Here is a 25,384-nt window from a genome sequence, read left to right as displayed (position 1 = left end):
GAGTAATAAGCTCTTGAAGGGAGTGAAACAATCGTGTTTTTGGATACCTTCCACCTCTTAGCCGCAAATGCAGCTGATGCAGGTTTTTTGGAAAAACTTAACGGTAGATTAAACCTTGGGGATATCATTGTAACAGTCGCGTTATTCACGATTCTCTTGGTGCTATTAAAGAAATATGCATGGGGTCCGCTTATGGGCATTATGGATCAACGTGCAGAAATGATTGCAAATGAAATTGAACAGGCTGAAAAAAGTCGTGTTGAATCAGCAGAACTTCTTGAAGAGCAACGTAAATTATTAAAAGACGCACGTACAGATGCGCAAGCGATTGTTGAAAATGCTCGTGAACAAGGCGAGAGCCAACGCGAGGAAATCGTTAAAGCAGCACGTAACGAAGTATCTCGTCTTAAAGAAGAAGCAACACTTGAAATTGCTTCTGAAAGAGAAAAAGCTGTACAAGCAGTTCGAGAAGAATTCGTATCACTTTCCGTTCTTGCAGCGTCTAAAGTACTTGGGAAAGAAGTTTCCGAGGAAGATAACCGCGCATTGATCGAGGAGACGATTGCGAAAGCGGGCGATGGGCAATGAGTAAATCTATCGTAGCAAATCGTTACGCACTCGCATTGTTTAAAACAGCACAAGAAAATGGTCAAATCGACATTATTCAGCAAGAATTGCTTGAAATAAAGCAAGTGTTCCAAACAAATCAGGAACTTGAAGAGTTGCTTCAAAATCCTAGATTATCAATCGCGAAGAAGAAAGAATTACTTGCAGAGCTATTCAATGGTGCAAATCAATTCGTGCAAAATTTGCTTTTTATTTTGCTTGAAAAGAACAGAATGGAAGAAATTCTTAATTTTGTTGATGAGTTCGTAATGATTGCGAACGATGCAGCAGGAGTAGCTGATGCAAAAGTATATTCAACGCGTGCATTAACTGTTAAAGAAACCGCGGCAATTTCATCGACATTTGCTGCGAAAATCGGCAAACAGTCATTGCGTATTGAAAACATCATTGATCCAAGCCTAATCGGTGGCATTCGCCTCCAAATTGGCAACAGAATTTATGATAGTAGTTTAAGCGGCAAACTAAACCGTTTACAAAGAGATCTAATTGGATCTTAAATTTGAAATTTGAGAGGTGACCTATTCATGAGCATCAAAGCTGAAGAAATCAGCGTTCTTATAAAACAACAGATTGAAAATTATCAATCTGAGATGGAAGTTAGCGACGTTGGTACAGTTATCACAGTTGGTGACGGTATCGCTCGTGCTCATGGTCTGGACAATGTCATGGCTGGAGAGCTATTAGAGTTCTCTAACGGTGTTATGGGAATGGCTCAAAACCTAGAAGGAAACAACGTAGGTATCGTTATCCTTGGCCCATACACAGACATTAAAGAAGGCGATGAAGTACGTCGTACAGGCCGTATTATGGAAGTACCAGTTGGTGAACAACTAATTGGTCGTGTTGTGAATCCACTAGGACAACCAGTGGACGGACTTGGTCCAATTGAAACAACAAAATCACGTCCTATTGAAAGCCCAGCACAAGGGGTTATGGCACGTAAATCAGTTCACGAACCACTTCAAACAGGTATCAAAGCGATTGACGCACTTGTTCCAATCGGACGTGGACAGCGTGAGTTAATTATCGGTGACCGTCAAACTGGTAAAACAACAGTTGCGATTGACGCGATTTTGAACCAAGCAAACGAAGATATGATTTGTATTTACGTTGCAATCGGTCAAAAAGAGTCAACGGTTCGTGGTGTTGTTGAAACACTTCGCAGAAACGGAGCGCTAGACTACACAATCGTTGTTACAGCATCTGCTTCTGAGCCAGCACCATTACTTTACCTAGCACCATATGCAGGTATTACAATGGCTGAAGACTTTATGTTCGATGGTAAGCATGTTCTAATCGTTTATGATGACCTATCTAAACAAGCAGCAGCATACCGTGAACTTTCACTATTACTTCGCCGTCCGCCGGGCCGTGAAGCATACCCAGGTGACGTTTTCTACTTGCACTCCCGTCTACTCGAGCGTGCAGCTAAGCTAAACGACTCACTTGGCGGCGGTTCTATTACTGCACTTCCATTCGTTGAAACACAAGCGGGAGATATTTCTGCTTATATTCCAACAAACGTAATCTCGATTACGGATGGACAAATTTTCTTACAATCTGACCTCTTCTTCTCAGGCGTTCGTCCTGCGATTAACCCGGGACTTTCAGTTTCTCGTGTTGGAGGATCAGCTCAAATTAAAGCGATGAAGAAAGTTGCGGGGACGCTACGTCTTGACCTAGCTGCATTCCGTGAACTTGAGGCATTTGCACAGTTCGGTTCTGACCTTGATGCGGCAACGCAAGCAAAACTAGACCGTGGTGTGCGTACAGTTGAAATTCTAAAGCAAGACCTAAATAAACCAGTACCAGTTGAAATTCAAGTTACTGCACTTTATGCATTAACTCGTGGATTCTTAGATGATGTTCCTGTTGCAGACATTCTACGTTTTGAATCAGAAATTGCAACTTGGTTAGAATCAAACCACACAAATGTTTTAGAAACGATTCGTACGACAAAAGACCTTCCTTCTGATGAAGAGATGGCAGCGGCGATTAACGATTTCAAAAAGACATTCGCGAAATCTGAGTAATCTTACAGGTTCCAACTCTAAGTAATACTCATTTTTAGTAGTGGCGATTGGAGGGAGTTCAGTCTCCCTTCTGAATCAAGTTAATCAGTTCGAAACATATTGTTTATTCTAAAACAAAAAAGGTGGTGAATAACCAATGGGATCATTACGCGAAATTGAAACGCGCATAAATTCGACGAAGAAAACGAGTCAAATTACACGTGCGATGCAAATGGTTTCCGCTTCTAAACTGAACCGTGCAGAACTGAATGCGAAAGCTTTCGTTCCGTATATGGAAAAAGTACAAGAAGTAGCAGCTTCTATCGCTGCTGGAACAGATACAGAACACCCAATGTTAGTGAGCCGTCCTGTTAATAAGACTGCCTATATCGTCATTACGGCTGACCGTGGTCTTTGTGGAGGCTATAACAGTAATATGATTCGAAAAGTAGCGAACGTCATTGCAGAACGTCATGCATCATTAGATGATGTAGTCATTTTTGCTATTGGACGCAAAGGTTATGAATTCTTCTCGAAGCGTGGCTATAACGTAATTGACAGTGTTATCGGTATTTCCGATCACCCGTCCTTTGCGGAAATTAAAGATATCGCTAGTAAGGCTGTTGGTATGTTCACAGATGGTACGTATGATGAACTTTATATGTACTACACGCATTATGAGAGTGCGATTTCCCACATCGTAACAGAGGAAAAAGTACTGCCGCTAACGGATATTGCAACAGAAGATACGGCGCTCACTTCTTATGAATTCGAGCCATCAGGCGAAGCGATTCTAGAAGTATTGTTACCGCAATACGCGGAAAGTCTTATCTTTGGTGCATTACTCGATAGTAAAGCAAGTGAACATGCTTCAAGTATGACAGCAATGAAAAATGCAACTGACAACGCAGGCGAGTTAATTGATGATTTAACGCTTCAATTTAACCGTGCACGTCAAGCTGCAATTACACAAGAAATTACTGAAATTATCGGTGGGGTAGCGGCACTCGAATAATACGAGACGCCCCCCATTATGAATAAAAAAGTTCTTTTAACGAAGGATTTAAACGGGATATAGTAAGACAGGAGGAAAAAACATGAACAAAGGACATGTTCTTCAAGTAATGGGTCCGGTTGTAGACGTTAAGTTCGAAAACGGCCAGTTGCCTGAAATTTACAACGCACTGACTGTTGAAATTGAACGTCCAGGTGCAGAACCTGAACTGTTGACACTTGAAGTTGCAATTCACTTAGGTGACGATGCAGTTCGTACAATTGCAATGTCTTCAACAGATGGATTACAACGTGGTTCTGAAGTAACAGACAAAGGTGCTGCGATTTCTGTTCCAGTTGGCGACATTACATTAGGACGCGTATTTAACGTACTTGGTGACACGATTGACCTAGCCGATGAAATTCCGGCATCAGAACGTCGTGACCCAATTCACCGTTCAGCACCACAATTTGAAGATCTTTCAACAGAAGTTGAAATTTTAGAAACAGGTATTAAAGTTGTAGACTTACTAGCTCCTTATATTAAAGGTGGTAAAATCGGTCTCTTCGGTGGTGCCGGTGTAGGTAAAACAGTTCTAATCCAAGAATTAATTAACAACATTGCTCAAGAACACGGTGGTATTTCGGTATTCGCTGGTGTTGGAGAGCGTACACGTGAAGGTAACGACCTTTTCTACGAAATGACAGATTCAGGCGTTATTGAGAAAACGGCAATGGTCTTCGGTCAAATGAACGAACCACCAGGTGCACGTATGCGTGTAGCATTATCAGGTTTGACAATGGCAGAATACTTCCGTGACGAACAAGGTCAAGACGTACTTCTATTCATTGACAACATTTACCGTTATACACAAGCAGGTTCTGAAGTTTCGGCACTACTTGGCCGTATGCCTTCAGCGGTTGGTTACCAGCCGACACTTGCAACTGAAATGGGACAGTTACAAGAGCGTATTACATCAACAAATAAAGGTTCTGTAACATCAATTCAAGCAATCTACGTACCAGCGGATGACTACACTGACCCAGCGCCAGCAACAACATTCGCTCACTTAGATGCAACAACAAACCTAGAGCGTAAACTTTCTGAAATGGGGATTTACCCAGCAGTTGACCCGCTCGCTTCTTCATCACGTGCACTAAGTGCCGAAATCGTTGGAGAAGAACATTACAATGTTGCACGTGAAGTACAAGGTACACTACAACGTTACGCAGAACTTCAAGATATTATCGCAATCCTAGGTATGGATGAGCTAAGCGATGAAGATAAGCTTGTCGTTGGACGCGCACGTCGTATCCAGTTCTTCTTATCCCAAAACTTCCACGTTGCTGAACAGTTCACTGGACAAAAAGGTTCATACGTTCCAGTAGCTGAAACAGTAAAAGGATTTAAAGAAATTCTCGAAGGTAAATACGACCATCTTCCAGAAGATGCATTCCGTCTAGTTGGACGCATCGAAGAAGTTATCGAGAAAGCAAAAGGTATGGGTGTAGAAGCCTAACTTAGCCAGCAGGACTCAATCCCTGCCGAATCAAATAAAAGCTTCGGGCGGTGTGGAAAGCGACAAAGCATTTCAAACTGCCGAAGCCTATTTGATTAGAAGGGACCAGGAGGGGAAAATTATATGAAGACATTACAAGTCAATATCGTCACTCCCGACGGCCCTGTTCTTGAAACTGAAGCGGATATGGTTATCGCAACGACTGAAGCTGGAGAACTCGGTATTCTTCCCGATCATATCGCGATGGTTGCACCGCTTAAAATCGGTGGGCTTCGTGTGAATAAAGGTAACTCAACTGAAGTTGTCGCAGTTCACGGCGGTTTCATCGAAGTTCGTCCAGAAGTTGTCACTGTTCTTGCGGCGGCTGCAGAGACTGCTGATACGATTGATTTAGCGCGTGCTAAAATAGCAGAGAGCCGAGCGAAGGCAAAATTGCAATCAGAGAAAGACGCTAAAGAATTGCGTCTCGCTGAACTAGAATTGCAACGTGCGATCAACAGGATTAGAGTAGGCGAAGGTAATTTTTAACTCATTTAGCAGGGCGCATTTCCTTAGCTAATTAAAGTTAAAGTGTCGGGGTCATGCGATTGCATGATGATACAATTCATTCTTACGGACAGGGGAGCATATCATCTTCTGTCCGTTTTTTTGAAGAGAAAAAATTCATGTCCTATGAAGTGATGATATGTTTTTGAAAAACGAGCACTTCTTTGTTTAAAAAAGGTTGAAGGTGGTAAATGAATGAGCAGTATGTTTGGGTTTCAACCGTTGTTAGCGATTTTTTCACACATTTTTTTTATTGGCGTTTCTTTTTATGCATTACAAGCAATTATGCCAGAAAAAATTATACGTAAGCACCGAGTATTTCAAGCACAAATATTATTTATTTTTTTAAGTATTATGATGGGTTGGAGCGTATCAAATTTCTTTCTTGAGATATCCTATTGGTCAGGAAGGTTGCCAACGCTTTTTCAATAAATGAAAGAGATTGTTCATTTTTTTGAACGCTTTTTCTTCAAATGAAATATATTGATATGAATAAGTACAGTCTGTGGGCATTACTTGTTATCGCCACATGTATAATGGGCAATTATGTAGGAACTATACACGTGGCGATGACAGGTAACCGGCCAAATAAAGTTTACTGTTAATCCTATAGGGAATAAACAGTACAAACCGTGCAAGAATGACGAATATTGACACGAATTGCTAAAAGAATACATACCATATAGTACATCTTTCGTAAGTCGAACATAGGTCTAAAAATTCTTGTGAAGTGTGTAAAAAAGCTGTACAATAAGAGAGATTTGGAAAAAAGAAAATCAACTTAAATGCACATTTAAATATACATTATGGAGTTACAACTTAGAGTCGGAGGGACTATGAAATGGATAAAATTATTATTAAGGGCGGGCGTAAGCTTTCGGGTAATGTCCGCGTTGAAGGGGCAAAAAACGCTGTGTTGCCGGTATTGGCAGCCGCTTTACTAGCTTCTGAAGGAAAGAACGTAATTCGCGACGTACCAAACCTTTCAGATGTAAACACAATTAGCGCAGTATTGAAAAGTTTAAATGCTAAAGTAGAAGCAGATGCAGACAATAATGAAGTGACAATCGATTCAGAAGACACGCTGTTTAGCGAGGCACAATTTGAATATGTACGTAAAATGAGAGCGTCAATTCTTGTAATGGGACCACTACTTGCACGTAACGGTTTTGCACGAGTTGCTTTACCGGGTGGATGTGCAATTGGTTCTCGTCCGATTGACCAACATTTAAAAGGGTTCGAAGCAATGGGCGCCGAAATTACATTCGGGCACGGTTTTGTAGAAGCAAAAGCTGAAAATGGTCTAAAAGGTGCGAAAATTTATTTAGATTTCCCAAGTGTTGGTGCAACGGAAAACATTATGACAGCAGCGGCGCTTGCGAAAGGCACAACAATTATTGAAAACGCAGCAAAAGAGCCTGAAATTGTAAACTTAGCAAACTTTATTAACGAAATGGGCGGAAAAGTCGTCGGTGCTGGAACAGACTCAATTCGTATAGAAGGTGTATCTAAACTATATGGTACGACACACCACATTATACCTGACCGTATCGAAACAGGAACTTTCATGGTGGCAGCTGCAATTACAGGCGGAGACATCATCATTGAAAACGCAGTTCCTGAGCATAACGCTGCACTCATTTCAAAAATGGGTGAAATGGGCGTTAATATTGTTGAAGTTGATGAAGGTGTTCGTGTTTACGCGGAATACCCACTTAAATCTGTCGACTTAAAAACGATGCCGCATCCAGGTTTCCCAACAGATATGCAATCACAAATGATGGCGCTCATGTTAACGGCAACTGGCACAGGTGTGATTACTGAAACAGTTTTCGAAAACCGTTTTATGCACGTGGAAGAATTCCGCCGCATGAACGGCAATGTGAAAATTGAAGGTCGTTCTGTTGTATTAGAAGGTCCATCAAAATTACAAGGTGCTGAAGTAGCTGCAACGGATCTTCGTGCTGCTGCCGCGTTAATTCTTGCTGGATTAGCTGCAGAAGGTGTAACGCGTGTAACAGAATTATCGCACTTAGATCGCGGTTACGTTAATTTCCATCAAAAATTAGAAGCACTTGGCGCAGAAATTGAACGTGTTTCTTCAGAAGTAAAAGAAGGAAAAAAGTTCACACTTTCCAACTAATATGAATGATTCCCTTCTTCTTTTGTAACGAGCACTGTGTATAAAATGATTCAACATCATAATTGAAACAATTTATTTCGTATACTTTTTTGTGTCATATCCTACCAAATAAAATATCGCAAATACTAAAGAATAAGGTCGGCTTATTCCATAGTCTATGCATTACAAAGCTATCGTCTTGTACGATAGCTTTTTTAAATGATAGGAAAACTTTACTTCTGAAAAAACTACTTTATAAGTCTGTACAATAATTTTGTTTTTATACATTAATTTTCACAATTAACGTTAACTAAAATAATCAATCTCCTAAAAATGTTGATTTCCGTTCTGGGCGGACGCTTTCCGTGGGGCCGGCGGTAAGCCAAGCGAACAACGAAGAATGAGCTTTGCCGTATTTCTGCATGGTTTTGGCAGAAATTAAGGCATCCTCTTAGATATTCCTGCTCATAACGCTTCGCTTTTACTCGCAAAAGCCGTTCTATGTTACGGCTTTGGCTAATCCCACCGGAGTCGCCGCCCTCCACTCCAATCAACGAAGATACCATTATACAAAAACATTCAAGTATATAATTATGATAAATGTGAAATTGACCAATAATAAATGAATAAAGTTTCTACATTTTCATATACTCGACTATGAGAAAATTATGGATTGCACTTTCAATATTTGTTCTATTATTATTTTTCTTTCCGTTACTAATCATTAAAGAATCCCCAAAGCCCCAAGTTGACCATAAAGAAAAGGAGGAGGGGTACTGTCCGTTTGAAATTACCGTTCAAGGGGTGGACGAGCCTTTCACGCTAGAAGAATACGTAAAAGGGGTCGTTGCTGCTGAAATGCCAATATCCTTCCATGAAGAAGCATTGAAAGCCCAGGCGCTTGCAGCACGTACATATGCCCTTAGAACAACGGAGAAAGGAGTAAAACCAATCGCTAAAGACGTTTCTGCTCAAGTTTTTTATACAGAAGCAGAGCGAAAGAAAAATTGGGGAAAAGAATTTAAGAAAAACGAAAAGAAAATTGACGCAGCCGTTCGTGCGACAGCAGGCGAAGTCATCGTCTACGAAGATGAGATTATTTCTGCGATGTTTTTTTCGACATCAAATGGAAAAACGGAAACAGCTAAAAATTTCAGTGGGACAGACATCCCCTATTTACAAAGTGTTGCTAGTGATGGGGAAGAAGAATTAACGCCTGCGTATAAAGAAGAAACTCAACTCTCTCTAGCCAAATGGAATGAAAGACTCGGAATGAATTGGGATGCATCGATGTTTGAATCCCTTCAATTAATTCGAAATTCATCGGGGCGCGTTCAAAAGATGGTCTCGGATGGCTTTGAAAAAGAAGGAAGAGAAATTCGAGAGCTTCTTGGCTTACGTTCAACGGACTTCGATATTGCTTTTGACGTTACCAATAATCTTGTGCTCATTGATACGGTCGGCTATGGGCATGGTGTCGGGATGAGTCAATACGGGGCTGAGGCATTTGCCCAGCAAGGTTTAAAGGCAGATGAAATTATTGCGCACTATTATTTAGACACCGAAATAAAAAAAATATTAATAAATGATCCTGAATGTTTAAAAATACCTTAACTTGCAAAGAATGCAAGTGAGGTGATGACTATGAGAGAAGAAAAAAAATCTCCTTCTCAAAAGGACAAACAAACACAGAAGAAAAATTGGCTTTGGCCAGCCGTGTATTCGGGAATCGCAATTGTTTTCGTAGGGATGATTTGGGGCTATAGCGCACTAGTAAAAAAGGATAGTCCAGAATTAACAGACGGAGCAATGGGTGGTAATGATAACGGTGAATTGGTGGTAGAAACAAACGCGTCAAAAGAAGTACTAAAGTATCCATTTTCAGAAGAGTTGCTAGACAACGTCGCAATCTTGCAGAACTATTATGATTTGGAAGCGGAAGAATCCGTACAGGAGAACTCATTACTTGTATTCAATCAAACATACGAAACAAACACAGGGGTCTCCATTTCGATAGACGACCAACCTTTTGAAGTAGTTGCCGCAGCAACGGGAGTCGTTGAAGAAGTCGTTACAGATGTCTTCCAAGGCGATGAAGTAATCATTACTCATGCTGATGGTATGAAAACGGTTTACGGCTCTCTATCTGGTGTTCTCGTGAAAAAAGGTGAAGAAGTAACACAAGGGGAGCCATTAGGAAATGCTTCTGCAAATGAATGGAACCCGAATGCTGGGACCCATCTACACTTCCAAGTCCTTGTAAATGATGAACCTGTCAATCCGGGATCTTACCTAGGTTTCTAGAGCTTTTCTTGAAGAATTCTTAGTGCTTACTGACTCTTGTTCATAAAAGGTTCATTGCATTGTTAATTCCAAACTGCTAAAACGCATCGCCAAAGTAGAAGAATGATATCGATTACGCGCATACCGACCTTTCCTGTTGCATACAGTAGAAGAAGACTTTAAAGCTGACAGGAAAGGAAGAGGGCGTGCACGAGCAAATACGGAGGCGATGCGTGCGCCTCGGAGAACTGCTGCTTGAAACTGAGGTTACGGTACGAGCATTGGCGAAGGCGACAGGCTATTCAAAAAGCACAGTACACAAAGACCTGACAGAACGTTTGCCGAATGTAGATGCATCACTGTCAGAAGAAGTTGCAAAAATTCTCGCCTACCATAAATCAGTTCGACATTTACGAGGTGGCGAAGCAACTAGGATTAAATGGATCAATGAAATGAAGAAGAACGAAGAAGAAGAGGCAAGTAAGTAAAAAAGCGACATCGCATATTGCGGGTCGCTTTTTTTACGCTAAATAGTAGGAAGGGAATCAATTTAGTTCTTTAAGATGAAATGCTGAATGAGTTAGCGGAATCGTTTTGATAAGTCATTAAGATTATCCGTCTGCTAAAAAAGTAACGGAATTGGTCTATCAAAGTCAAAATAATAGCTGGAAAATAGTTCTTTCGGATATTCTTTTAATGGTAACTATGGTAAAATTAAATATTAAGAGTGTTTATTTTTTGTGGAAGAATAATGAAAATTCGAACTGATTTAATCCAAATGTTGAGAGGATACAGTTAGAAATGGGCGCTACTAATGCCCGTGCTTGTATTTAATATAGATAGAGGCGCGCCTGATGTTTGTGTTTTTAGACCTAGATAAACACAGTGCGGATAAGAACTTTAATCGTCACTTCGCCTGTCGCATCTACGCATTTATTTAGAATAAGCCATTGATTAGGTGGAAGGGGAAACAGGAATCATGTTTGCAAAAGATATCGGAATAGACCTTGGTACGGCAAACGTTTTAATGCACGTAAAAGGAAAAGGGATCGTGCTTAACGAACCGTCAGTCGTTGCAATTGAAAAACAAACAAATAAAGTACTTGCTGTCGGTGAAGAAGCTTGGAAAATGGTAGGGAGAACGCCAGGAAATATCGTTGCAATCCGGCCGATGAAAGACGGAGTCATTGCAGATTTTCATGTAACCGAAGCAATGTTAAGCCATTTTATCGCTAAAATAGATGTAAAAGGATTTTTCTCTAAACCTCGCATACTCGTCTGTTGCCCGACGAATATCACAAGTGTTGAACAAAAAGCGATTCGTGAAGCGGCGGAAAAAGCAGGCGGTAAGAAGATTTATTTAGAAGAAGAACCAAAAGTAGCTGCAATTGGCGCGGGCATGGATATTTTTCAACCGAGCGGCAATATGGTGATTGATATTGGCGGCGGAACAACGGATGTCGCTGTATTATCCATGGGAGATATTGTGACCTCGCAATCGATTAATGTCGCTGGGAATACATTCGACCATGAAATTATTCAATATATTAAACGAACGCATAAACTGCTCATCGGTGAACGTACTGCCGAGAGAATTAAAGTAGAAGTGAGTACTGTTTTCCCTGGTTCACGTCATGAACAATTGGATATACGAGGACGCGACATGGTTTCTGGCCTGCCACGAACAATCACAGTGAAGTCAACGGAAATTGAAGAAGCCTTACAAGAGTCTGCTTATATGATTGTACAAGCGGCAAAAAATGTGCTTGAAAAAACACCACCTGAACTTTCAGCTGATATTATTGATCGAGGCATCTTTTTAACTGGCGGGGGCGCTTTAATGCATGGAATTGATCAGTTGCTCGCAGAGGAATTAAAAGTACCTGTATTTATTGCAGAAAATCCGCTTGATTGTGTTGCAATTGGAACGAGCTTACTTTTGGAAAATATTAAAAAGTGAAGATTAACAAAATGGAGTTGAAATTATGTTTCGCGGTTTCTATACAGTTGCATCTGGAATGCTTGCCCAACAACGCAAAACAGAAATGTTAACGAACAATATGGCAAATGTAAATACGCCAGGTTTTAAGGCGGAACAGTCTTCAATCCGCTCTTTTCCTGAAATGTTAATGTCTAGTGTGCAATCAACCCACATCCCATCAGAAAATGGGTTCAATATGAAAGGGATTGCAACGTTTGGACCACTTTCAACAGGGGTATATATGAAAGAAACAATGCCATTGTTTATTCAAGGCCAACTGCAAGAAACGGAATTAACAACAGACGTTGCACTCGTTGATGGATTCTTGCCAGTAGATGAAGAAACTGGCATTCAAGGTGCAGTTTTCTTTACGTTGGAAAATGATGCGGGTGGGACATACTATACGCGAAACGGAAACTTTGCCCTTGATGCAAATGGATTTTTAACGTCTTCTTCGGGATATTACGTGCTGGATTCGGAGGGCAACCGCATAGCGCTTCAAGGTGATGACTTTCGTGTTACCGAATCTGGTGTTATTATGGAAGATGATAATGATGTTGCGACACTCGGTATTTCATTCGCGGCCAGACCTGATGCGCTGATGAAGCAGGGAGACGGTTTATTCGTGACGGAAACCGGTGAAAACTTAGTTGCAGTGAATACGATACCCAATGCGACATATTCCATTCAACAAGGATTTGTAGAAAGGTCTAACGTCGATGCCGGTCGTACCATGACGGATTTGCTCACTGCTTACCGTGCCTTTGAAGCGAATCAAAAAGTTTTGCAAGCGTATGATCGTAGTATGGAAAAAGCAGTAAATGAAGTTGGACGCGTATAAATAAATGCTTTTGATTCAAGCATTTACGCGAAATAAGGAGAATGTAAGTTAATGATACGGACGATGATTACAGCAACGAATACGATGAATCAACTCCAGCATCAATTTGATATTATTGGAAATAACCTTGCAAACTCTTCGACGCATGGGTTTAAAGCAAGCCAAGCAAGCTTTCAGGAATTGTTATACGAACAATTTACAAACGACAAAGCTGACCGTGCACCGCGGCAATCGCCGGTAGGTATTCGTTACGGCACTGGAGCGAAAATTGCGCAAACGCAAATGAATTGGAAAATGGGGTCACTGCAATCGACCGAACGGCAGTTAGACTTCGCCTTGACGACACCAAAACAGTATTTTAATGTCATTATGCCGACAGAAGGTGGAGAGGAAACTGTTTATACACGACAAGGTTCCTTTTACATCACACCGATTGAAGGTGGGCAGTTGATGTTAGTGAATGACGATGGCAATCCGATTGCAAATGCACAAGGTATGCCGATCCTATTTAATGATGATGTTGCTGATTATCATGTTCAACCGGGTGGCATACTAGAAGTGACAGGTAACGATGGCACTGTAACTAGAATCGAGCTAGGTATCACTGTCATTGAACGCCCTAACTTAATGGAACATCTTTCAGGAACTTATATTGGCTTACCGCGAAATTTGGCGGAATTAGGCGTAACAGAGGATGATGTTTTCACGAACCTCCAAGGCGCTGATAGAAATCTTATTGGTTTACAAAACGGGGTCCTCGAAACGTCTAACGTTCATTATGAAAAAGAAATGACAGATCTTATCAATGTTCAGCGAAATTATCAATTTAATGCGCGTGCTGTCACGCTAGCTGATCAAATGCTTGGTCTTATTAACGGCATCCGATAAGCTTCATAGGGAGTATTGAACAATGAATGAAGAAAACAAGCAAGATGTAGTAGCTAAAAATGTTGAAGCTACGCAAGAAAAGCAGAAATCGAAATTTGGATCACGTATAGAACGCCTAAAATTAAAGAAAAAAAAGCGAGATGAAAAGCAAGAAAGTAATGAGAAAAACGTGAGATGGGTTCAAATTCGGTTAATTCCGATTTGGTTACGAATTATTCTCGTTCTCTTATTGCTTGTAGTCGTTGCGTCAATTGGACTCTATATGGGGTATAGCGTCATAGGCGATGGTGCTCCAGGTGATGTTTTCAAAAAGGCAACATGGACGCATATTACAGATATTATTAAAGGTATAGAATAAAGATACATAACGAGCAGGAGGAAGAACATGCTAACAGCAGAGCAAATTCAAGCAATTTTACCGCATCGTTATCCTTTTTTAATGATTGACAGAATTCTTGAAGTTGAAGAAGGAAAAAGAGCAGTCGGTTTAAAAAATGTTACGATAAATGAAGAGTTTTTCAACGGTCACTTCCCAGGATACCCAGTTATGCCTGGTGTACTCATTGTGGAGGCATTAGCACAGGTTGGAGCAGTTGCTTTATTACAAAAAGAAGAAAATAAAGGCCGTCTTGCGTTTTTTACAGGCATTGACAAATGTCGATTTAAAAAGCAAGTAACACCTGGAGATACACTTCGCTTGGAAGTAGAAATTACTCGACTACGTGGACCAATGGGGAAAGGACAAGCCAAAGCTACAGTAGATGGCGAACTCGTTTGTGAAACTGAAATTATGTTTGCGCTAGGTCCTGTGAGTCCAGCAAGTGAATAAGGTTCACATCAAAGGCAAAACTAGAATAAAGCGTGGATTTTGTAATGATTATCGCGCTTTTACGGTAGGAGGTTAAGGAAAAGATGTATAATGATCTTTCTCCCAACTTAAAAAGCAGTATCACAAGGTCGATTACACAAACCTTCGAACAATATATGGAAAGTATTGGGTGGAGTGAATCGAAGTTTAGGATAGAAGATTTTATCTCAAGTTGGAGAGAATATATTACAACAAGAGCCCTTTGGTACTCTGAAATCTCGGATACTATAAAAGCAAATCCTGAATTTCATGAACAGCTTGCCACACGAATTAACGAGGTTATGAATCGAATTCTTGAAGATCCGCCTACGGATGAACAAATTGCAAGGATTCAAATCATGCAAGAAAAACTGAATACGCATTATACGTATGATTGTAAAGCGGAAGCTTCATATGTGGAACGTTTATTAAAAAAACGTTTAGAAATGCAATAAAATAACAACAGGATTTACGGATAGTTCCCAACTTTTCGAGCAACCTAGTTAGTATCATGCAACTATGTGTGATAGTCGGCTTGTGGAAAGGAGGGAATTTTTCATGTTGAAAAAAGCAATACCGTTCATTCTTATGTCGGGATTAGCTTTAGGTGCTTGTACGAATAACGGTGGGAATAACGGTGCGCTTCCTAATAACAACGAGACACCGATGCAAGACAACTTAAACAACCGTGATCAAAATTGGACGCCAGACGTACAAGATGATCGTCGTGGTGGTTCAGATTTAGATGGCATCGATAACAATAATCGTGATAACGGCGGCGTTATAAATGACGATCGACTGAACAATAACAATAACAATGATAACATGTTCAGAGATGAAAACGGTAACAACAATAACAACAATAACAACAATAACCAATAACCGCTGACCGCAAGCCGCGACAAACCGTGTAAAACGGTTAAAGTGTAGATAAAGTCTTTTGTCGACTTTGTCTACACTTTTTTAAGTAGATGTCACCGTTTACTATCAGGCATTTTTAACCGGAAGAAATGAAATAATTCCTAATCGTTGATAACTGTCGAGAAAAATGTTTATAAAAACAAAGTAAATGTGGGTAAATGATAACCATGTGTGGATAAGTTGTGGATAATGTTAATGACTTATGGATAACTTAGAATTGTTAATTAATTCTGTGGGTATTTTTTTAGATAAATAAAAAAACAGACCATCCACAAATGATCTGTTGTGCGTTTTACTCTTTTGTTAATTCTTCATTCGGTCGGTCTTTTTTCAAACGGGGGCGAGAACGCATATCTGATTCAAATTTTTCAAGGAGCTCTTGGCCACTCATTCCTTCATCTATCAGTTGTTCTAAAAGCTGTTCTGCGTATTGTGAACGAGCTCGTTTTAGGCGACCTTTCATTAGAACAGAAATATTATCACCAATTTGCTTTACGTTCATAATCGCTACACGAAAAGCTGCTGGCTCATTTTCCGGATAAGAAATGACGACTTTTGTTTCAATTAGTTCATCCTCGCGCATTTTGGCTTCAAAAAAACTTTTATACTTCCCTTCGATAAACATTTCAAGAATCCACATTCGATGACTATTTTCTTGGTTAATAATGATGCCATCAATGAGTGGGTAGTCATGGAATTTTCCTTCATGAAAAATGCTAATAGAAATCATTTTAAATGTTTTCAATTGAACCATCCCCCTTAAATTTAGTTTGAGTATACCATACCGGTAAAAGAAAAGTATTTTAGTATTCCGTTTATTAAAACGCCAAATAAACCATGTTGATTTCCGTTCCGAGCGGATGCTTTCCGCGAGGCGTGCGGTGAGCGATAGATATCCCTGCTCATAACGCTTCGCTTTTACTCGCAAAAAGCCGTTCTACGTAACGGCTTTCGCTCTGCACTCCAATCAACAGAGATTCCTAATATATAAAATTATATAAACGCACCTAACTTATGAAATTGACTCGTGTAAGTGAAGGTTTTCCCTTTCGAAAATCGGGTGCAAATCTACTTGAAACTGTACTTCTGTTTAGGATAGAAAAAATATTTTTAAATCAACCAAATTAGTATTATCGGTTATATCGCAGAAATCCGTAAAGAAACGGGGAATATCAAAGTTATTAGCAAAATAAATAATTTGGTCCGGTAGAAAACTTAAAATTCATTACAAAATATGACTCGAAATTCACTAATCTGACATTGTCGAAATATTGCGCCATGGGATAAGATAAGCTTACTTTCAACGAGAAGGGAGGTAGGCGATTGAATCAAGTTGCACTGGTGGGACGCATTACAAAAGATCCGATACTCCGCGAGATTGCAAGAGGAAGAGTTCAGACGAGTTTTGTACTGGCAGTAAATCGTACCTTTAAAAATACGAGAGGAGAGATTGAAGCTGACTTTATTCTTTGTTCGTTATGGGGGAATTTAGCGGAGAACACTGCAAAACATTGTGGGAAAGGTTCACTGATTAGTGTAACCGGTCGAATTCAATCCAGGTCATATGAACGCGAAGATCAAAGTCGTGTCTACGTGACGGAAGTGATTGGCGATAAAGTACAATTTATCGCGACCAAGAGCAGGGAAACAGAAGAACTGTATGCTGAACCTACAGTGTTTGAAAAAGTACAAGCAGCACAGTCAACAGAGGAAGCGCATTTTCAGTTACCGAAAAGAGAAAGCAATGATTTACCGATTATGTAATCGGAAAAGGAGGAGGTTTGTCGGTTAACACACCGGCGGCAATATCGACAAAAAAATAGCGTTAGGAAATTATCAATTGAGAATTAAAAGGGACTTTTTAAAATTAATTTTGTGGAAAAATGCTACGCTGCAGGGAAAACAATGGTCAGTTTGGGGAAGCTGACCAGCCAATTATCTAAGAAGAAAACCGCAAATGACACTTAGAAGTGGAGACTGCTTCTGCTTTTAAGTGTCGTGGAAGCGGTAATAAAAAGGAGTGTCGATAGATATGCACCGTATTAACAAAGAAGTTCTTAGAATGGAATTGCAAATTAGTGAGTTAATCCGAATGGTAGCGAATTTAAATGAAAGACTTAAAGAGTTAGAGGAAGTTGAAAAAAGTAGAATGTATTTAAAAATGCACCGTTCATTTGAAAAGGTTAGATAATAAGTAATGCCAACGTGTAATAAAAAATCCCAAAGAAGAAGACTTCTTTGAGATTATACTTAGCCAAATGACAATAAATCGTCAAGTTCATTATCAGAAAGATCCGCTAACCACTGATTGGACAAAATTAGATCAGCTGAAAGTGCGGCTTTTTCTTCCAACATTTTATCGATTTTTTCTTCAATTGTACCGATTGTCACAAACTTATGGACATGGACAAATTTCGTTTGTCCAATACGGTAAGCACGGTCTGTCGCTTGATTTTCAACTGCAGGGTTCCACCAACGATCAGCGTGAAGAACGTGGTTTGCGGCCGTTAAATTCAATCCAGTTCCACCAGCCCGTAATGATAAGATGAAAATAGGAAAGCTCCCTTTTTGAAATTCATCTACGAGGCCGTCACGTTGTGTTTTAGGCATGCTACCAGTTAAAAACGGTGCGTCAATGTCATGCAGTTCAGAAAGACAATGTTGAATCAATCTACCCATTCCGATGTATTGCGTGAAAATAATACATTGTTCACCATTTGCCGCAATATTAGAAGACATAGAGACGATACTCTTTAATTTTTCGGAACGTGCGACCATCTCTGAAGCAGGGCGATTCGGTTCTTTTAAAAATAATGCTGGATGATTACACAATTGTTTTAATCGATTGAGCATCGTTAACACAAGGCCTTTCTTTTCGAAACCAGTTAGTGTTTGCAATTTGAATTTAGTTTCATCTAAAAAGCTTTCATATAAGGCAGCTTGTTCTGTAGTGAGAGGAGTATACTCATTTTGTTCAAGTTTTTTCGGTAAATTGAGTAGCAAATCAGGATCACTTTTTGTACGTCTTAATAGAAACGGTCGAATTTTAGCACGCAATTTCCTTTTGTCTCTTTCAGAATCATCGCGTTCTATCGGAATAATAAACTGATCCGTAAATGTACGGAAATTACCAAAATAACCCCTATGAATAAAATCAAAGATTGCCCATAGTTCTGAAAGACGGTTTTCGATGGGGGTTCCTGTTAAAGCAATATGATGTTGACCATGTAATTTACGAATTGCTCGCGATTGTTTCGTTTGCATATTTTTAATGTTTTGCGCTTCATCTAAAGTAATCGCTGTAAATTCAGTTTCCGCTAGCATCTCTCCGTCTTGTGATGCCGTCCCGTATGTTGTTAAAATAACATCTGGTTTTTCAGATTGAATGAGCGTCGTAAACGCTTCATCTTTTTCACGTGAGGGGCCGTAATGCAAATGGACTGATAAAGATGGCGCAAATCGTTCAAGTTCTTTTTGCCAATTCCCAAGAACACTGGTAGGACAGACTATCAAAGATGGGCCAGTCGTTTCAGGACGATTATGCACATTTAATAAGTAAGTGATGAGTTGTACGGTTTTTCCGAGCCCCATGTCATCCGCTAAACATGCACCGAAATGATTGTCACGCATAAAGACAAGCCAGTTATAACCGTCTTCTTGATAGGGACGTAACGTTGCGTTCAGCTCGGCAGGAATTCCAGCAGACGGAAGCCCTTTCTTCTCAGCTAAAGTTTCCATATAGGTACGTAATGACTTTTGCATGGAAAACTCTAGAAGCGGATCGGATTCCAACTCCTCATCGTCGTTCGCTAAAGGTGCAATTTCTTCAGGGATTTCTTGAAATAACAAGTCTTTTACGGTCCATTCGCCCGCGTCAGCGCGTTCCATTAAGTCACGGATTTTTTGTAACCAAACTGGGTCAATATGGAACCATTCGTCACCCGAACGAATATATTCACGATTCTCATCCACAAGTCGTTGGAAACTTTGTTGGTCAATTTCATTTCCACCGAGTGAAAAACTCCAATCGAAAGCAAGTACTTCGTCTAATCCTGTAGCAGATTGATAAGATTGGACACTTGCATTTGTCCGGACGCGCATTTTAGATTCCGTAATTGATTTTAACCAAGCTGGTAAAATAACCGGATAGCCGAATGATTGAAGAAGTGGCAAATCTTCCTGAAGGAAAATACGGACTTCAGCATCCGCCATCGGTATTGATAGAAATTGGTCTTGCCGCTCAGGTTGTAAAGATTGCAGAAACGATAGCATTTCAGATTGTCTTTTCAAAATTTCCGTAGCGTAAGGTTTCCACCGTTCGGTTAACGCTTCTGCAATCGGTAAATGTTTTTTGCGAATCGCAGGTGTCCAGTGACGTCCTCGTTCATTAATAACAATTGTTTCAAGAAGCCATTCGGTCGAATCAGATTCTTCTTCTGGCTCTGTTAATCTTAAAGCGGTACGAACTGGAATTGTCGTTTGAGATTCTCCAGGCCACCCGTACTTCTGAATATGGGGAAGGAGAAAGGTTAATTGTTCTGGACGAATCATGGCGTTAGCAAGTTTACTATAGACGGCCGATTGTAAAACTTGGGCTGCATCAGTTGATACATCAAGTTTTTCCGTATCAAAGTGAATGCCATGCTCATCGGCTTTAGCATGCTTCCATAATTCTGGTTTTCTCCATCCATCAGCCGCTTCACGTACTGCATGTAATTGTTTAGTGTCATCTTCAGTTAAACCCGTATATTTTACATACGGATGGCTTTCAGGAAAAGACTGAAGCAGTTGGTCTGCTTTTAAAATTAGATGATCCTCAGTTGTTTCAGTAAGAAGTCCAAAAAATGTTTGCTCATCGTTGAAGAAAAGATAGGACACAAGTTCACTTGGAGAGACTGAATGTCCATTCTCATCATTCGCACGAACAATAAAAGTGTCGGTATCTACTCGTTCAATGGATAGTTGCAAATGCTTTTCCAATGTAAATTGTTCGGTCATAAGTTTAAGTTCCCTTTCTCCATTTCTTCTATCAGTGCACGAAGGCGACGATTCTTTTCTCGAACTTTGTCGATATATTGATTCCAAAAGTCGTGTTTACCAGACTTTTTAGAACCAGCTTTCATTTTCCTAAATACATTGACGGCTCTTCGATAACTTTGTCGATTGCGTTCTTCAATAAAATTCATTGCATATAAGTGAAGAAGCGGAAGAATTGCTGCTGGATTCTTTTGTAAAGCAAGGTTTAAACCGCCAGCTTCCGCGATTTCATAAGGAACGCGGTATCTATGCATTAACGCTGCCCACTCTTCAAAACGCTCGCGTTCCACGAGGAAATCAGTGTATACGTCAACGCCAGTTTCACCGTAATAAGAAAACATTTTTTCACGTACATCTTCAGGAAAGTGAGCCGCTTCTAGCAAACCGTCAATTCTTCTGACGAAATTCGCACGCTGTGAACGCGTGACGGATTGTATTAAATAATCACGAATAAACGGTAACAGTGCTTGCATGATAATCGCTAAGGCATCCACATCATCCTCATAATCAGCGACATCCGCTAGAGGAAGCCACTCTGGGAAATTGTCATGCGTCACAAACTCATTGATCTTTTCTAATTTGTCATACTGTCCTTCGATAATATAGAAAAAAGCTAGTAAAGGATAAATGGTCTGTGAATCCGATTTTTCAAGGATCGTTTGTTCTTCTTCACGCATCGACTTTTGAGAAAATAAATGTTGCCAAAATGTCCGGTATAAGCGGAAACGTTCATCATACAGTCCCGGTTGTTCAATTGTTAAAGAACGTACCATTTTTTTAAGTTCATCGTAAAATGGATCCGTTTCAAATAGTCGTGGTTTAGAGGAAATTGACGAAACAGCATCATCGATTTTCCCGAACTGTTCAGTTAACCAATTTTTCACGTACCACTTTCCGTAAGAAAAAGAATTCGCATTTTCACCAAGGTGATAGTAAATATACGGCCATGCCGCCTCAAGTGCATGCAATCTATAGTAAATGTCAAAAAGTGGTTTCCATTCCCATTCAAAGGGATAAAGCGGTGAAGCCTTTTGTTCAATTAATGAAAACTTATGAATAAAGACCGCTGGATTCTCATTGAACCCGATAATACGAATCGGATTCATCAGTTGTGAAAGTGTTTCGTTCCAAGCCCTTGGCGTCCGGTCAGCCACCTTTAATACCATTTGCTCTGTTTCCATACGTCTCCATTCACCCGTCCAATCTGTTAAAGAATGACCTTGTAAATACAAATGAAAAATAACGGCTACGCGGTGGGCACACCAATTGGGTCGATTACAGGAACAGTCTACATCTTTTTTATCGAATGATAAACGCACTGTAAATTCATCAACGCCCTGTATCTTTGCAATCACAATCCGATTAGCGGAATCATATAAATAGGAATCAGCGGCCCCGCGACGAACTAGGGTGATGGCCGTTTGAACAACTTGCGCTTCCTCATTTATGTTCGGGCGCAATGAATGCTTAATGTCATTCATGAATTCCATTAGTTCATTTTCATGCATATAAGAAACTCGTTCTACGGTCATGTGCACATGCTCACACTCCTTAAAAAAGCATTCCTTTTAGTATACCGCTTTTGGCGGCATTACGAAAATAATTAATTCTAATTCATTTTTCCCTGAGTAGAACATGTTCACTAAATGGTAGTAGTACAAGGAACATCGCTACATGAAGCCAGCATATAAAATTTTAGCTAATCAGTGTAAAAAAATATTCACATTTTACGGGCTAATGTGATAGAATGGTAGTAATAATCAGAATCTTCGTATTGAGGAGGGATTAAATGCTTTCAGTTCAAAGGATGACGCCATTTTTCACCAAACAAGAAGATTTTCGGTTACGGTTAGTGTTCGCTTACCAGTATTTTTCGATTATTAAAGGAGGGGAAGTATTTCAATTTGTTCCGACAGAAGGAAAAGAAATTGTCATTAATTTAAAAAGCTTACAAGTAGAAAATCTCGGTGAAATTTTCGTATTCCAACGAGGTAGTCGATTCCTTCGTTTGCCTCTGTATCAGTTATTGCTTATCTCTGACTTGCATAAACACTTAAATACCATGTTAGAGGGGCGTATAAATCCAAACAAAGATACGAATGTGCCCGAAGAAGTCATCATTGAGTCTGATCATCTCATAACTACCTTAGAAAATGAGAACCGAATTCGGATGATTGACTATGCACTAGAAACGGACGATTTATCATTATTCCATAAACTCACGGAAGGAATGCAAGAAATTTGAATAGCGGATTATAAAAACACCTATCGCATGAATTAGCCGATAGGTGTTTTTTTGTTGTACTAGGATATTATTAAGCCCTGATGTGGCGCTTAGGGCCAAGCGATTGCTAACTGCATGAAGACATACTCGTCTTGGTCGCTACGAGTGTGCGAGTAAAGCTACTAGATACTAATGAAAAACTGCAATAAAACAATGAAAATAGTAGAACCTGTCAATCCAAAAAGTACATCTTTCCAGTTGAGTCTGTATGTTTCATCGTCTTTCATAAGAGTTCGCCCCTTTGTCGATTTCCCGGGAAATATAGAAAGTGAAGTCTTGGGAAATTATTTGTATGGATAGGTTGGTCAAATAATCAGGAATCTAAACAGGTAGTGAGTGCTTCCTATTTATAGTTATCTAAAGTTATTAGCAGCTTAAGCGTTACAACGTAGTAATAGTTTGTTAAAATAGAGGGACGTATTTAATAATTGATAAATAGGATGCTAGGAAGGGATTAGAGTTATGTTCTTTAATTTTACATTTCGACATTTTTTAACGAACCCGCGTCGATTAGCATTTGAATTGGAAAATTCAACAATGAGAGGGTTCTGGAAACGAGTCATTCTTGTCTTTATCGCAAGCATGATGCTTTTTAGCCTGCGTAGTTTGTGGGGAGTCAATACGGAAAGTTTAACTCCTTTGATGACAACGATGTCGACGGCTGATTATACTTTGGCACGATATGCGTCACTTTTCGGCTCAATGTTTTGGTCTCTTTTATACGTAGCATTTCATTTGTTTGGCGTAGCTTATGTTTTGAGCTTTATTATCGGCATACCTTTTAAAAAATTGTTACCGATGCAACTTTTGATGACAAGCTTATTGCTTATTGAAAAAGCGTTAGTCTTTCTTGTTTTCTATATGACTGGAACGGCAACGAATGTCTCCTTTCTATCATTTGGTCCATTGGCAGCAACATTCTTGGAACTTCCATTCAGTATTTTCTTTTTTAATCAATTAACGCTTACAACAGCAATGATTATTGGCTACCAGTATACCTATATTCGTACGGCGACTGACATTTCTAAAAAGGGACGCTTATTATTTACATTGATTGCTATACATATTCTTATGGCCATTTTTACAGCTAGTATAGGGCTCCTCCCGATAGAAAGCTTGTTTAATAGTATTGTTGGCGGGGGTGCAGGACATGAATAAGAAGCTTTTTAACATAGCCATCGCGATTGCAGTGACTGCTTTTTTGGCGACAAATTTTTATTTATTATATAGCGAAAAAAGCATCATTCCAAAATTACTCTATGTGAATGAATATGAACGTATGACAACAAAAGATTTTGATGAAAAGTTATTTAAGGAAACTTTAGTTGCGCCGTTAGAAACACATACGGTTTATGTGAAAGATGAAGATGCTGTTGAATCATGGCTCATTATGGAAGGAGACAGCGTGACTGTCGGACAAGAACTTGCGCTGTTAAATACAGACCGTGTAGACGGGGAGCGAGATTTATGGGAAACAGAACGCACTGTACTGCTTCAACAACAGTCGGAATTAGAAGATATGAGAGATGAACTCCATTCAATGCGTTCTAATGCAACCTTAAATAATACATCCAACGTTGATCGAAACGACAATGTGACGGAAGTTGACGGGAAGACAACGATTGAACTCGGTTTAAATGTGGGATTTGTTGTGGACGTCACTCAAGAGGGTTCTTATACGCAAGCAATTGCGGCGATTGATCAGCAATTGACGGATGTTGCGCGTCAACTTGCTGTCGTCGATGCACAATTGGCGCAAGACGACTCACGACCAGCCCTAATTAGTCCAGTAGCCGGAACGGTTTCCAAAGTGATGAGACACGGTTCTTCATTGGCTGTTGATATTTACAGTGAAGAACAAGTACTAGTCACCTATGTGAAGGACGAGGAATGGCAAAAAGTTGAAGAAGGTCAGCAAGCTAAAATTCAAGGTGAATCGTTAGATAAGGCTGTGGATGGAACGATTTTATCCGTTTCTAAAGTTCCAGCAAAAGAGAACGACCTATTTAAGACGTACAAGGAACTGGATAATATTGAAGCGAGAAATCCGCTAGCTTATTATGAAGTACGTGTGTTGCCGGATGGGTCGCTTGAAAACACACCATTTGCTGCTAACTTGAATGCGGCGATCACTGTCAATGAAGCAATCGATGCTGTATCAATCCGGAAAAACTGGACGAGTCCAGGTGAAAAAGATACTGTACTTGTGACGAGGCTTGAAGAAAATGGAAGGCCGGCTGCCATTACGGCAACGACTCCTTTTGACGTGAAAGAACGAACAGTCATTACAGATGGCCTAAACCTTGGCGACGTCGTTGTACACGAACCATCTTTACGCCATTACCATTACGCACCGCAAATATTCTTATCTTTCCCAACGTATAAGCCGAAGAAAGAGGAATGGAAGACGTACGGTTGGCGAAATTATTTGGAAGCCATGTTAATTAAATAATCGTAATAAGATAAATGCAGCTGCTCGAAA

Annotated in this window: 26 protein-coding genes; 23 read left to right on the top strand and 3 right to left on the bottom strand. The window is 40.0% G+C overall.

The window, feature by feature from the left end:
- The first annotated feature begins 33 nt into the window (after window positions 1-33).
- The 18 genes from atpF to BI350_RS15505 all read left to right on the top strand — a co-directional run bounded on the left by atpF (window position 34) and on the right by BI350_RS15505 (window position 15,542).
- Window positions 34-588 carry a F0F1 ATP synthase subunit B gene (gene atpF / locus BI350_RS15590; RefSeq protein WP_082295122.1) on the top strand — a complete coding sequence of 185 codons (555 nt, stop codon included), beginning with the start codon at window positions 34-36 and terminating at the stop codon, window positions 586-588.
- The gene (locus BI350_RS15585; RefSeq protein ID WP_075528992.1) at window positions 585-1,124 is read left to right on the top strand and encodes a F0F1 ATP synthase subunit delta; all 540 of its coding nucleotides are present in this window, start codon (window positions 585-587) and stop codon (window positions 1,122-1,124) included. Before atpF ends, BI350_RS15585 begins: the two co-directional genes overlap by 4 nt.
- A 27-nt stretch (window positions 1,125-1,151) precedes the next feature.
- Entirely contained in the window at window positions 1,152-2,660 is a 1,509-nt protein-coding gene (gene atpA / locus BI350_RS15580; protein WP_075528991.1) for a F0F1 ATP synthase subunit alpha, read from the top strand.
- A 136-nt stretch (window positions 2,661-2,796) separates the two neighbouring features.
- On the top strand, window positions 2,797-3,654 hold the full coding sequence (gene atpG, locus BI350_RS15575; protein ID WP_075528990.1) for an ATP synthase F1 subunit gamma: 858 nt from the start codon (window positions 2,797-2,799) through the stop codon (window positions 3,652-3,654).
- An 82-nt stretch (window positions 3,655-3,736) separates the two neighbouring features.
- On the top strand, window positions 3,737-5,152 hold the full coding sequence (atpD, locus tag BI350_RS15570) for a F0F1 ATP synthase subunit beta (protein WP_075528989.1): 1,416 nt from the start codon (window positions 3,737-3,739) through the stop codon (window positions 5,150-5,152).
- Between the two features lie 123 nt (window positions 5,153-5,275).
- Window positions 5,276-5,680 (top strand): F0F1 ATP synthase subunit epsilon, encoded by a 405-nt coding sequence (locus BI350_RS15565; protein WP_075528988.1) that lies wholly within the window; start codon window positions 5,276-5,278, stop codon window positions 5,678-5,680.
- A gap of 213 nt (window positions 5,681-5,893) precedes the next feature.
- The gene (locus tag BI350_RS15560; RefSeq protein ID WP_075528987.1) at window positions 5,894-6,130 is read left to right on the top strand and encodes a DUF1146 family protein; all 237 of its coding nucleotides are present in this window, start codon (window positions 5,894-5,896) and stop codon (window positions 6,128-6,130) included.
- 409 nt (window positions 6,131-6,539) lie between these two features.
- A complete protein-coding gene (murA, locus tag BI350_RS15555; protein ID WP_075528986.1) occupies window positions 6,540-7,841 on the top strand; it encodes a UDP-N-acetylglucosamine 1-carboxyvinyltransferase in 1,302 nt (433 codons plus the stop codon).
- Between the two features lie 636 nt (window positions 7,842-8,477).
- A complete protein-coding gene (gene spoIID, locus BI350_RS15550) occupies window positions 8,478-9,434 on the top strand; it encodes a stage II sporulation protein D (protein WP_075528985.1) in 957 nt (318 codons plus the stop codon).
- A gap of 30 nt (window positions 9,435-9,464) precedes the next feature.
- Window positions 9,465-10,124: a M23 family metallopeptidase gene (locus tag BI350_RS15545; RefSeq protein WP_075528984.1), complete on the top strand. Its 660-nt coding sequence runs from the start codon at window positions 9,465-9,467 to the stop codon at window positions 10,122-10,124.
- Window positions 10,125-10,309: 185 nt separating this feature from the next.
- Window positions 10,310-10,591, top strand: a complete 282-nt coding sequence (locus tag BI350_RS15540) for a sporulation transcriptional regulator SpoIIID (protein ID WP_075528983.1) — start codon at window positions 10,310-10,312, stop codon at window positions 10,589-10,591.
- A gap of 491 nt (window positions 10,592-11,082) precedes the next feature.
- The gene (gene mreB / locus BI350_RS15535; protein WP_075528982.1) at window positions 11,083-12,063 is read left to right on the top strand and encodes a rod shape-determining protein; all 981 of its coding nucleotides are present in this window, start codon (window positions 11,083-11,085) and stop codon (window positions 12,061-12,063) included.
- A gap of 25 nt (window positions 12,064-12,088) precedes the next feature.
- Window positions 12,089-12,925: a flagellar hook-basal body protein gene (locus BI350_RS15530; RefSeq protein ID WP_075528981.1), complete on the top strand. Its 837-nt coding sequence runs from the start codon at window positions 12,089-12,091 to the stop codon at window positions 12,923-12,925.
- 51 nt (window positions 12,926-12,976) lie between these two features.
- Window positions 12,977-13,813, top strand: a complete 837-nt coding sequence (locus BI350_RS15525; RefSeq protein WP_075528980.1) for a flagellar hook-basal body protein — start codon at window positions 12,977-12,979, stop codon at window positions 13,811-13,813.
- A gap of 22 nt (window positions 13,814-13,835) precedes the next feature.
- Entirely contained in the window at window positions 13,836-14,171 is a 336-nt protein-coding gene (locus BI350_RS15520) for a DNA-directed RNA polymerase subunit beta (RefSeq protein WP_082295121.1), read from the top strand.
- Between the two features lie 27 nt (window positions 14,172-14,198).
- On the top strand, window positions 14,199-14,642 hold the full coding sequence (fabZ, locus tag BI350_RS15515) for a 3-hydroxyacyl-ACP dehydratase FabZ (protein WP_075528979.1): 444 nt from the start codon (window positions 14,199-14,201) through the stop codon (window positions 14,640-14,642).
- Between the two features lie 83 nt (window positions 14,643-14,725).
- Window positions 14,726-15,115, top strand: a complete 390-nt coding sequence (locus BI350_RS15510; RefSeq protein ID WP_075528978.1) for a hypothetical protein — start codon at window positions 14,726-14,728, stop codon at window positions 15,113-15,115.
- 103 nt (window positions 15,116-15,218) lie between these two features.
- Window positions 15,219-15,542, top strand: coding sequence for a hypothetical protein (locus BI350_RS15505; RefSeq protein ID WP_075528977.1), 324 nt, complete (start codon window positions 15,219-15,221; stop codon window positions 15,540-15,542).
- A 331-nt stretch (window positions 15,543-15,873) separates the two neighbouring features.
- Here the strand turns inward: BI350_RS15505 and BI350_RS15500 are convergent, their stop codons facing one another.
- Window positions 15,874-16,326 carry a YwpF family protein gene (locus tag BI350_RS15500; RefSeq protein ID WP_075528976.1) on the bottom strand — a complete coding sequence of 151 codons (453 nt, stop codon included), beginning with the start codon at window positions 16,324-16,326 and terminating at the stop codon, window positions 15,874-15,876.
- Between the two features lie 578 nt (window positions 16,327-16,904).
- On the opposite strand from BI350_RS15500, the gene BI350_RS15495 reads away from it, so the two are divergent.
- Together BI350_RS15495 and BI350_RS17115 are read left to right on the top strand one after the other, a co-directional pair.
- On the top strand, window positions 16,905-17,345 hold the full coding sequence (locus BI350_RS15495) for a single-stranded DNA-binding protein (protein ID WP_075528975.1): 441 nt from the start codon (window positions 16,905-16,907) through the stop codon (window positions 17,343-17,345).
- Window positions 17,346-17,613: 268 nt separating this feature from the next.
- Window positions 17,614-17,772, top strand: a complete 159-nt coding sequence (locus tag BI350_RS17115; protein WP_168157276.1) for a hypothetical protein — start codon at window positions 17,614-17,616, stop codon at window positions 17,770-17,772.
- A gap of 59 nt (window positions 17,773-17,831) precedes the next feature.
- Here BI350_RS17115 and BI350_RS15490 read toward each other — a convergent pair whose 3' ends face one another.
- Window positions 17,832-20,579: a DEAD/DEAH box helicase gene (locus BI350_RS15490; RefSeq protein ID WP_075528974.1), complete on the bottom strand. Its 2,748-nt coding sequence runs from the start codon at window positions 20,577-20,579 to the stop codon at window positions 17,832-17,834.
- Window positions 20,576-22,156 carry a hypothetical protein gene (locus tag BI350_RS15485; RefSeq protein ID WP_075528973.1) on the bottom strand — a complete coding sequence of 527 codons (1,581 nt, stop codon included), beginning with the start codon at window positions 22,154-22,156 and terminating at the stop codon, window positions 20,576-20,578. Before BI350_RS15485 ends, BI350_RS15490 begins: the two co-directional genes overlap by 4 nt.
- A 251-nt stretch (window positions 22,157-22,407) precedes the next feature.
- Here BI350_RS15485 and BI350_RS15480 point away from each other — a divergent pair, with 251 nt between their 5' ends.
- The 3 genes from BI350_RS15480 to BI350_RS15470 all read left to right on the top strand — a co-directional run bounded on the left by BI350_RS15480 (window position 22,408) and on the right by BI350_RS15470 (window position 25,354).
- Window positions 22,408-22,863: a transcriptional regulator gene (locus BI350_RS15480; protein ID WP_075528972.1), complete on the top strand. Its 456-nt coding sequence runs from the start codon at window positions 22,408-22,410 to the stop codon at window positions 22,861-22,863.
- A gap of 501 nt (window positions 22,864-23,364) precedes the next feature.
- Complete coding sequence (locus tag BI350_RS15475; protein ID WP_075528971.1) at window positions 23,365-24,060, top strand: hypothetical protein; 696 nt, start codon at window positions 23,365-23,367, stop codon at window positions 24,058-24,060.
- The gene (locus BI350_RS15470; RefSeq protein ID WP_075528970.1) at window positions 24,053-25,354 is read left to right on the top strand and encodes an efflux RND transporter periplasmic adaptor subunit; all 1,302 of its coding nucleotides are present in this window, start codon (window positions 24,053-24,055) and stop codon (window positions 25,352-25,354) included. Before BI350_RS15475 ends, BI350_RS15470 begins: the two co-directional genes overlap by 8 nt.
- The last annotated feature ends 30 nt before the right edge of the window (window positions 25,355-25,384 follow it).

The organism is Sporosarcina ureilytica (assembly GCF_001753205.1).
In the GTDB taxonomy this organism is placed as follows: domain Bacteria; phylum Bacillota; class Bacilli; order Bacillales_A; family Planococcaceae; genus Sporosarcina; species Sporosarcina ureilytica.
Note: the sequence above shows the minus strand (reverse complement) of the source record. Positions and strands in the feature narration are given on the sequence as shown.

Coding starts and splice junctions, on each gene's coding strand:
- BI350_RS15585 (WP_075528992.1), top strand. CDS start 585: ATGAGTAAATCTATCGTAGCAAATCGTTACGCACTCGCATTGTTTAAA.
- atpA (WP_075528991.1), top strand. CDS start 1,152: ATGAGCATCAAAGCTGAAGAAATCAGCGTTCTTATAAAACAACAGATT.
- atpG (WP_075528990.1), top strand. CDS start 2,797: ATGGGATCATTACGCGAAATTGAAACGCGCATAAATTCGACGAAGAAA.
- atpD (WP_075528989.1), top strand. CDS start 3,737: ATGAACAAAGGACATGTTCTTCAAGTAATGGGTCCGGTTGTAGACGTT.
- BI350_RS15565 (WP_075528988.1), top strand. CDS start 5,276: ATGAAGACATTACAAGTCAATATCGTCACTCCCGACGGCCCTGTTCTT.
- BI350_RS15560 (WP_075528987.1), top strand. CDS start 5,894: ATGAGCAGTATGTTTGGGTTTCAACCGTTGTTAGCGATTTTTTCACAC.
- murA (WP_075528986.1), top strand. CDS start 6,540: ATGGATAAAATTATTATTAAGGGCGGGCGTAAGCTTTCGGGTAATGTC.
- spoIID (WP_075528985.1), top strand. CDS start 8,478: ATGAGAAAATTATGGATTGCACTTTCAATATTTGTTCTATTATTATTT.
- BI350_RS15545 (WP_075528984.1), top strand. CDS start 9,465: ATGAGAGAAGAAAAAAAATCTCCTTCTCAAAAGGACAAACAAACACAG.
- mreB (WP_075528982.1), top strand. CDS start 11,083: ATGTTTGCAAAAGATATCGGAATAGACCTTGGTACGGCAAACGTTTTA.
- BI350_RS15530 (WP_075528981.1), top strand. CDS start 12,089: ATGTTTCGCGGTTTCTATACAGTTGCATCTGGAATGCTTGCCCAACAA.
- BI350_RS15525 (WP_075528980.1), top strand. CDS start 12,977: ATGATACGGACGATGATTACAGCAACGAATACGATGAATCAACTCCAG.
- BI350_RS15520 (WP_082295121.1), top strand. CDS start 13,836: ATGAATGAAGAAAACAAGCAAGATGTAGTAGCTAAAAATGTTGAAGCT.
- fabZ (WP_075528979.1), top strand. CDS start 14,199: ATGCTAACAGCAGAGCAAATTCAAGCAATTTTACCGCATCGTTATCCT.
- BI350_RS15510 (WP_075528978.1), top strand. CDS start 14,726: ATGTATAATGATCTTTCTCCCAACTTAAAAAGCAGTATCACAAGGTCG.
- BI350_RS15505 (WP_075528977.1), top strand. CDS start 15,219: ATGTTGAAAAAAGCAATACCGTTCATTCTTATGTCGGGATTAGCTTTA.
- BI350_RS17115 (WP_168157276.1), top strand. CDS start 17,614: ATGCACCGTATTAACAAAGAAGTTCTTAGAATGGAATTGCAAATTAGT.
- BI350_RS15490 (WP_075528974.1), bottom strand. CDS start 20,579: ATGACCGAACAATTTACATTGGAAAAGCATTTGCAACTATCCATTGAA.
- BI350_RS15480 (WP_075528972.1), top strand. CDS start 22,408: ATGCTTTCAGTTCAAAGGATGACGCCATTTTTCACCAAACAAGAAGAT.
- BI350_RS15475 (WP_075528971.1), top strand. CDS start 23,365: ATGTTCTTTAATTTTACATTTCGACATTTTTTAACGAACCCGCGTCGA.
- BI350_RS15470 (WP_075528970.1), top strand. CDS start 24,053: ATGAATAAGAAGCTTTTTAACATAGCCATCGCGATTGCAGTGACTGCT.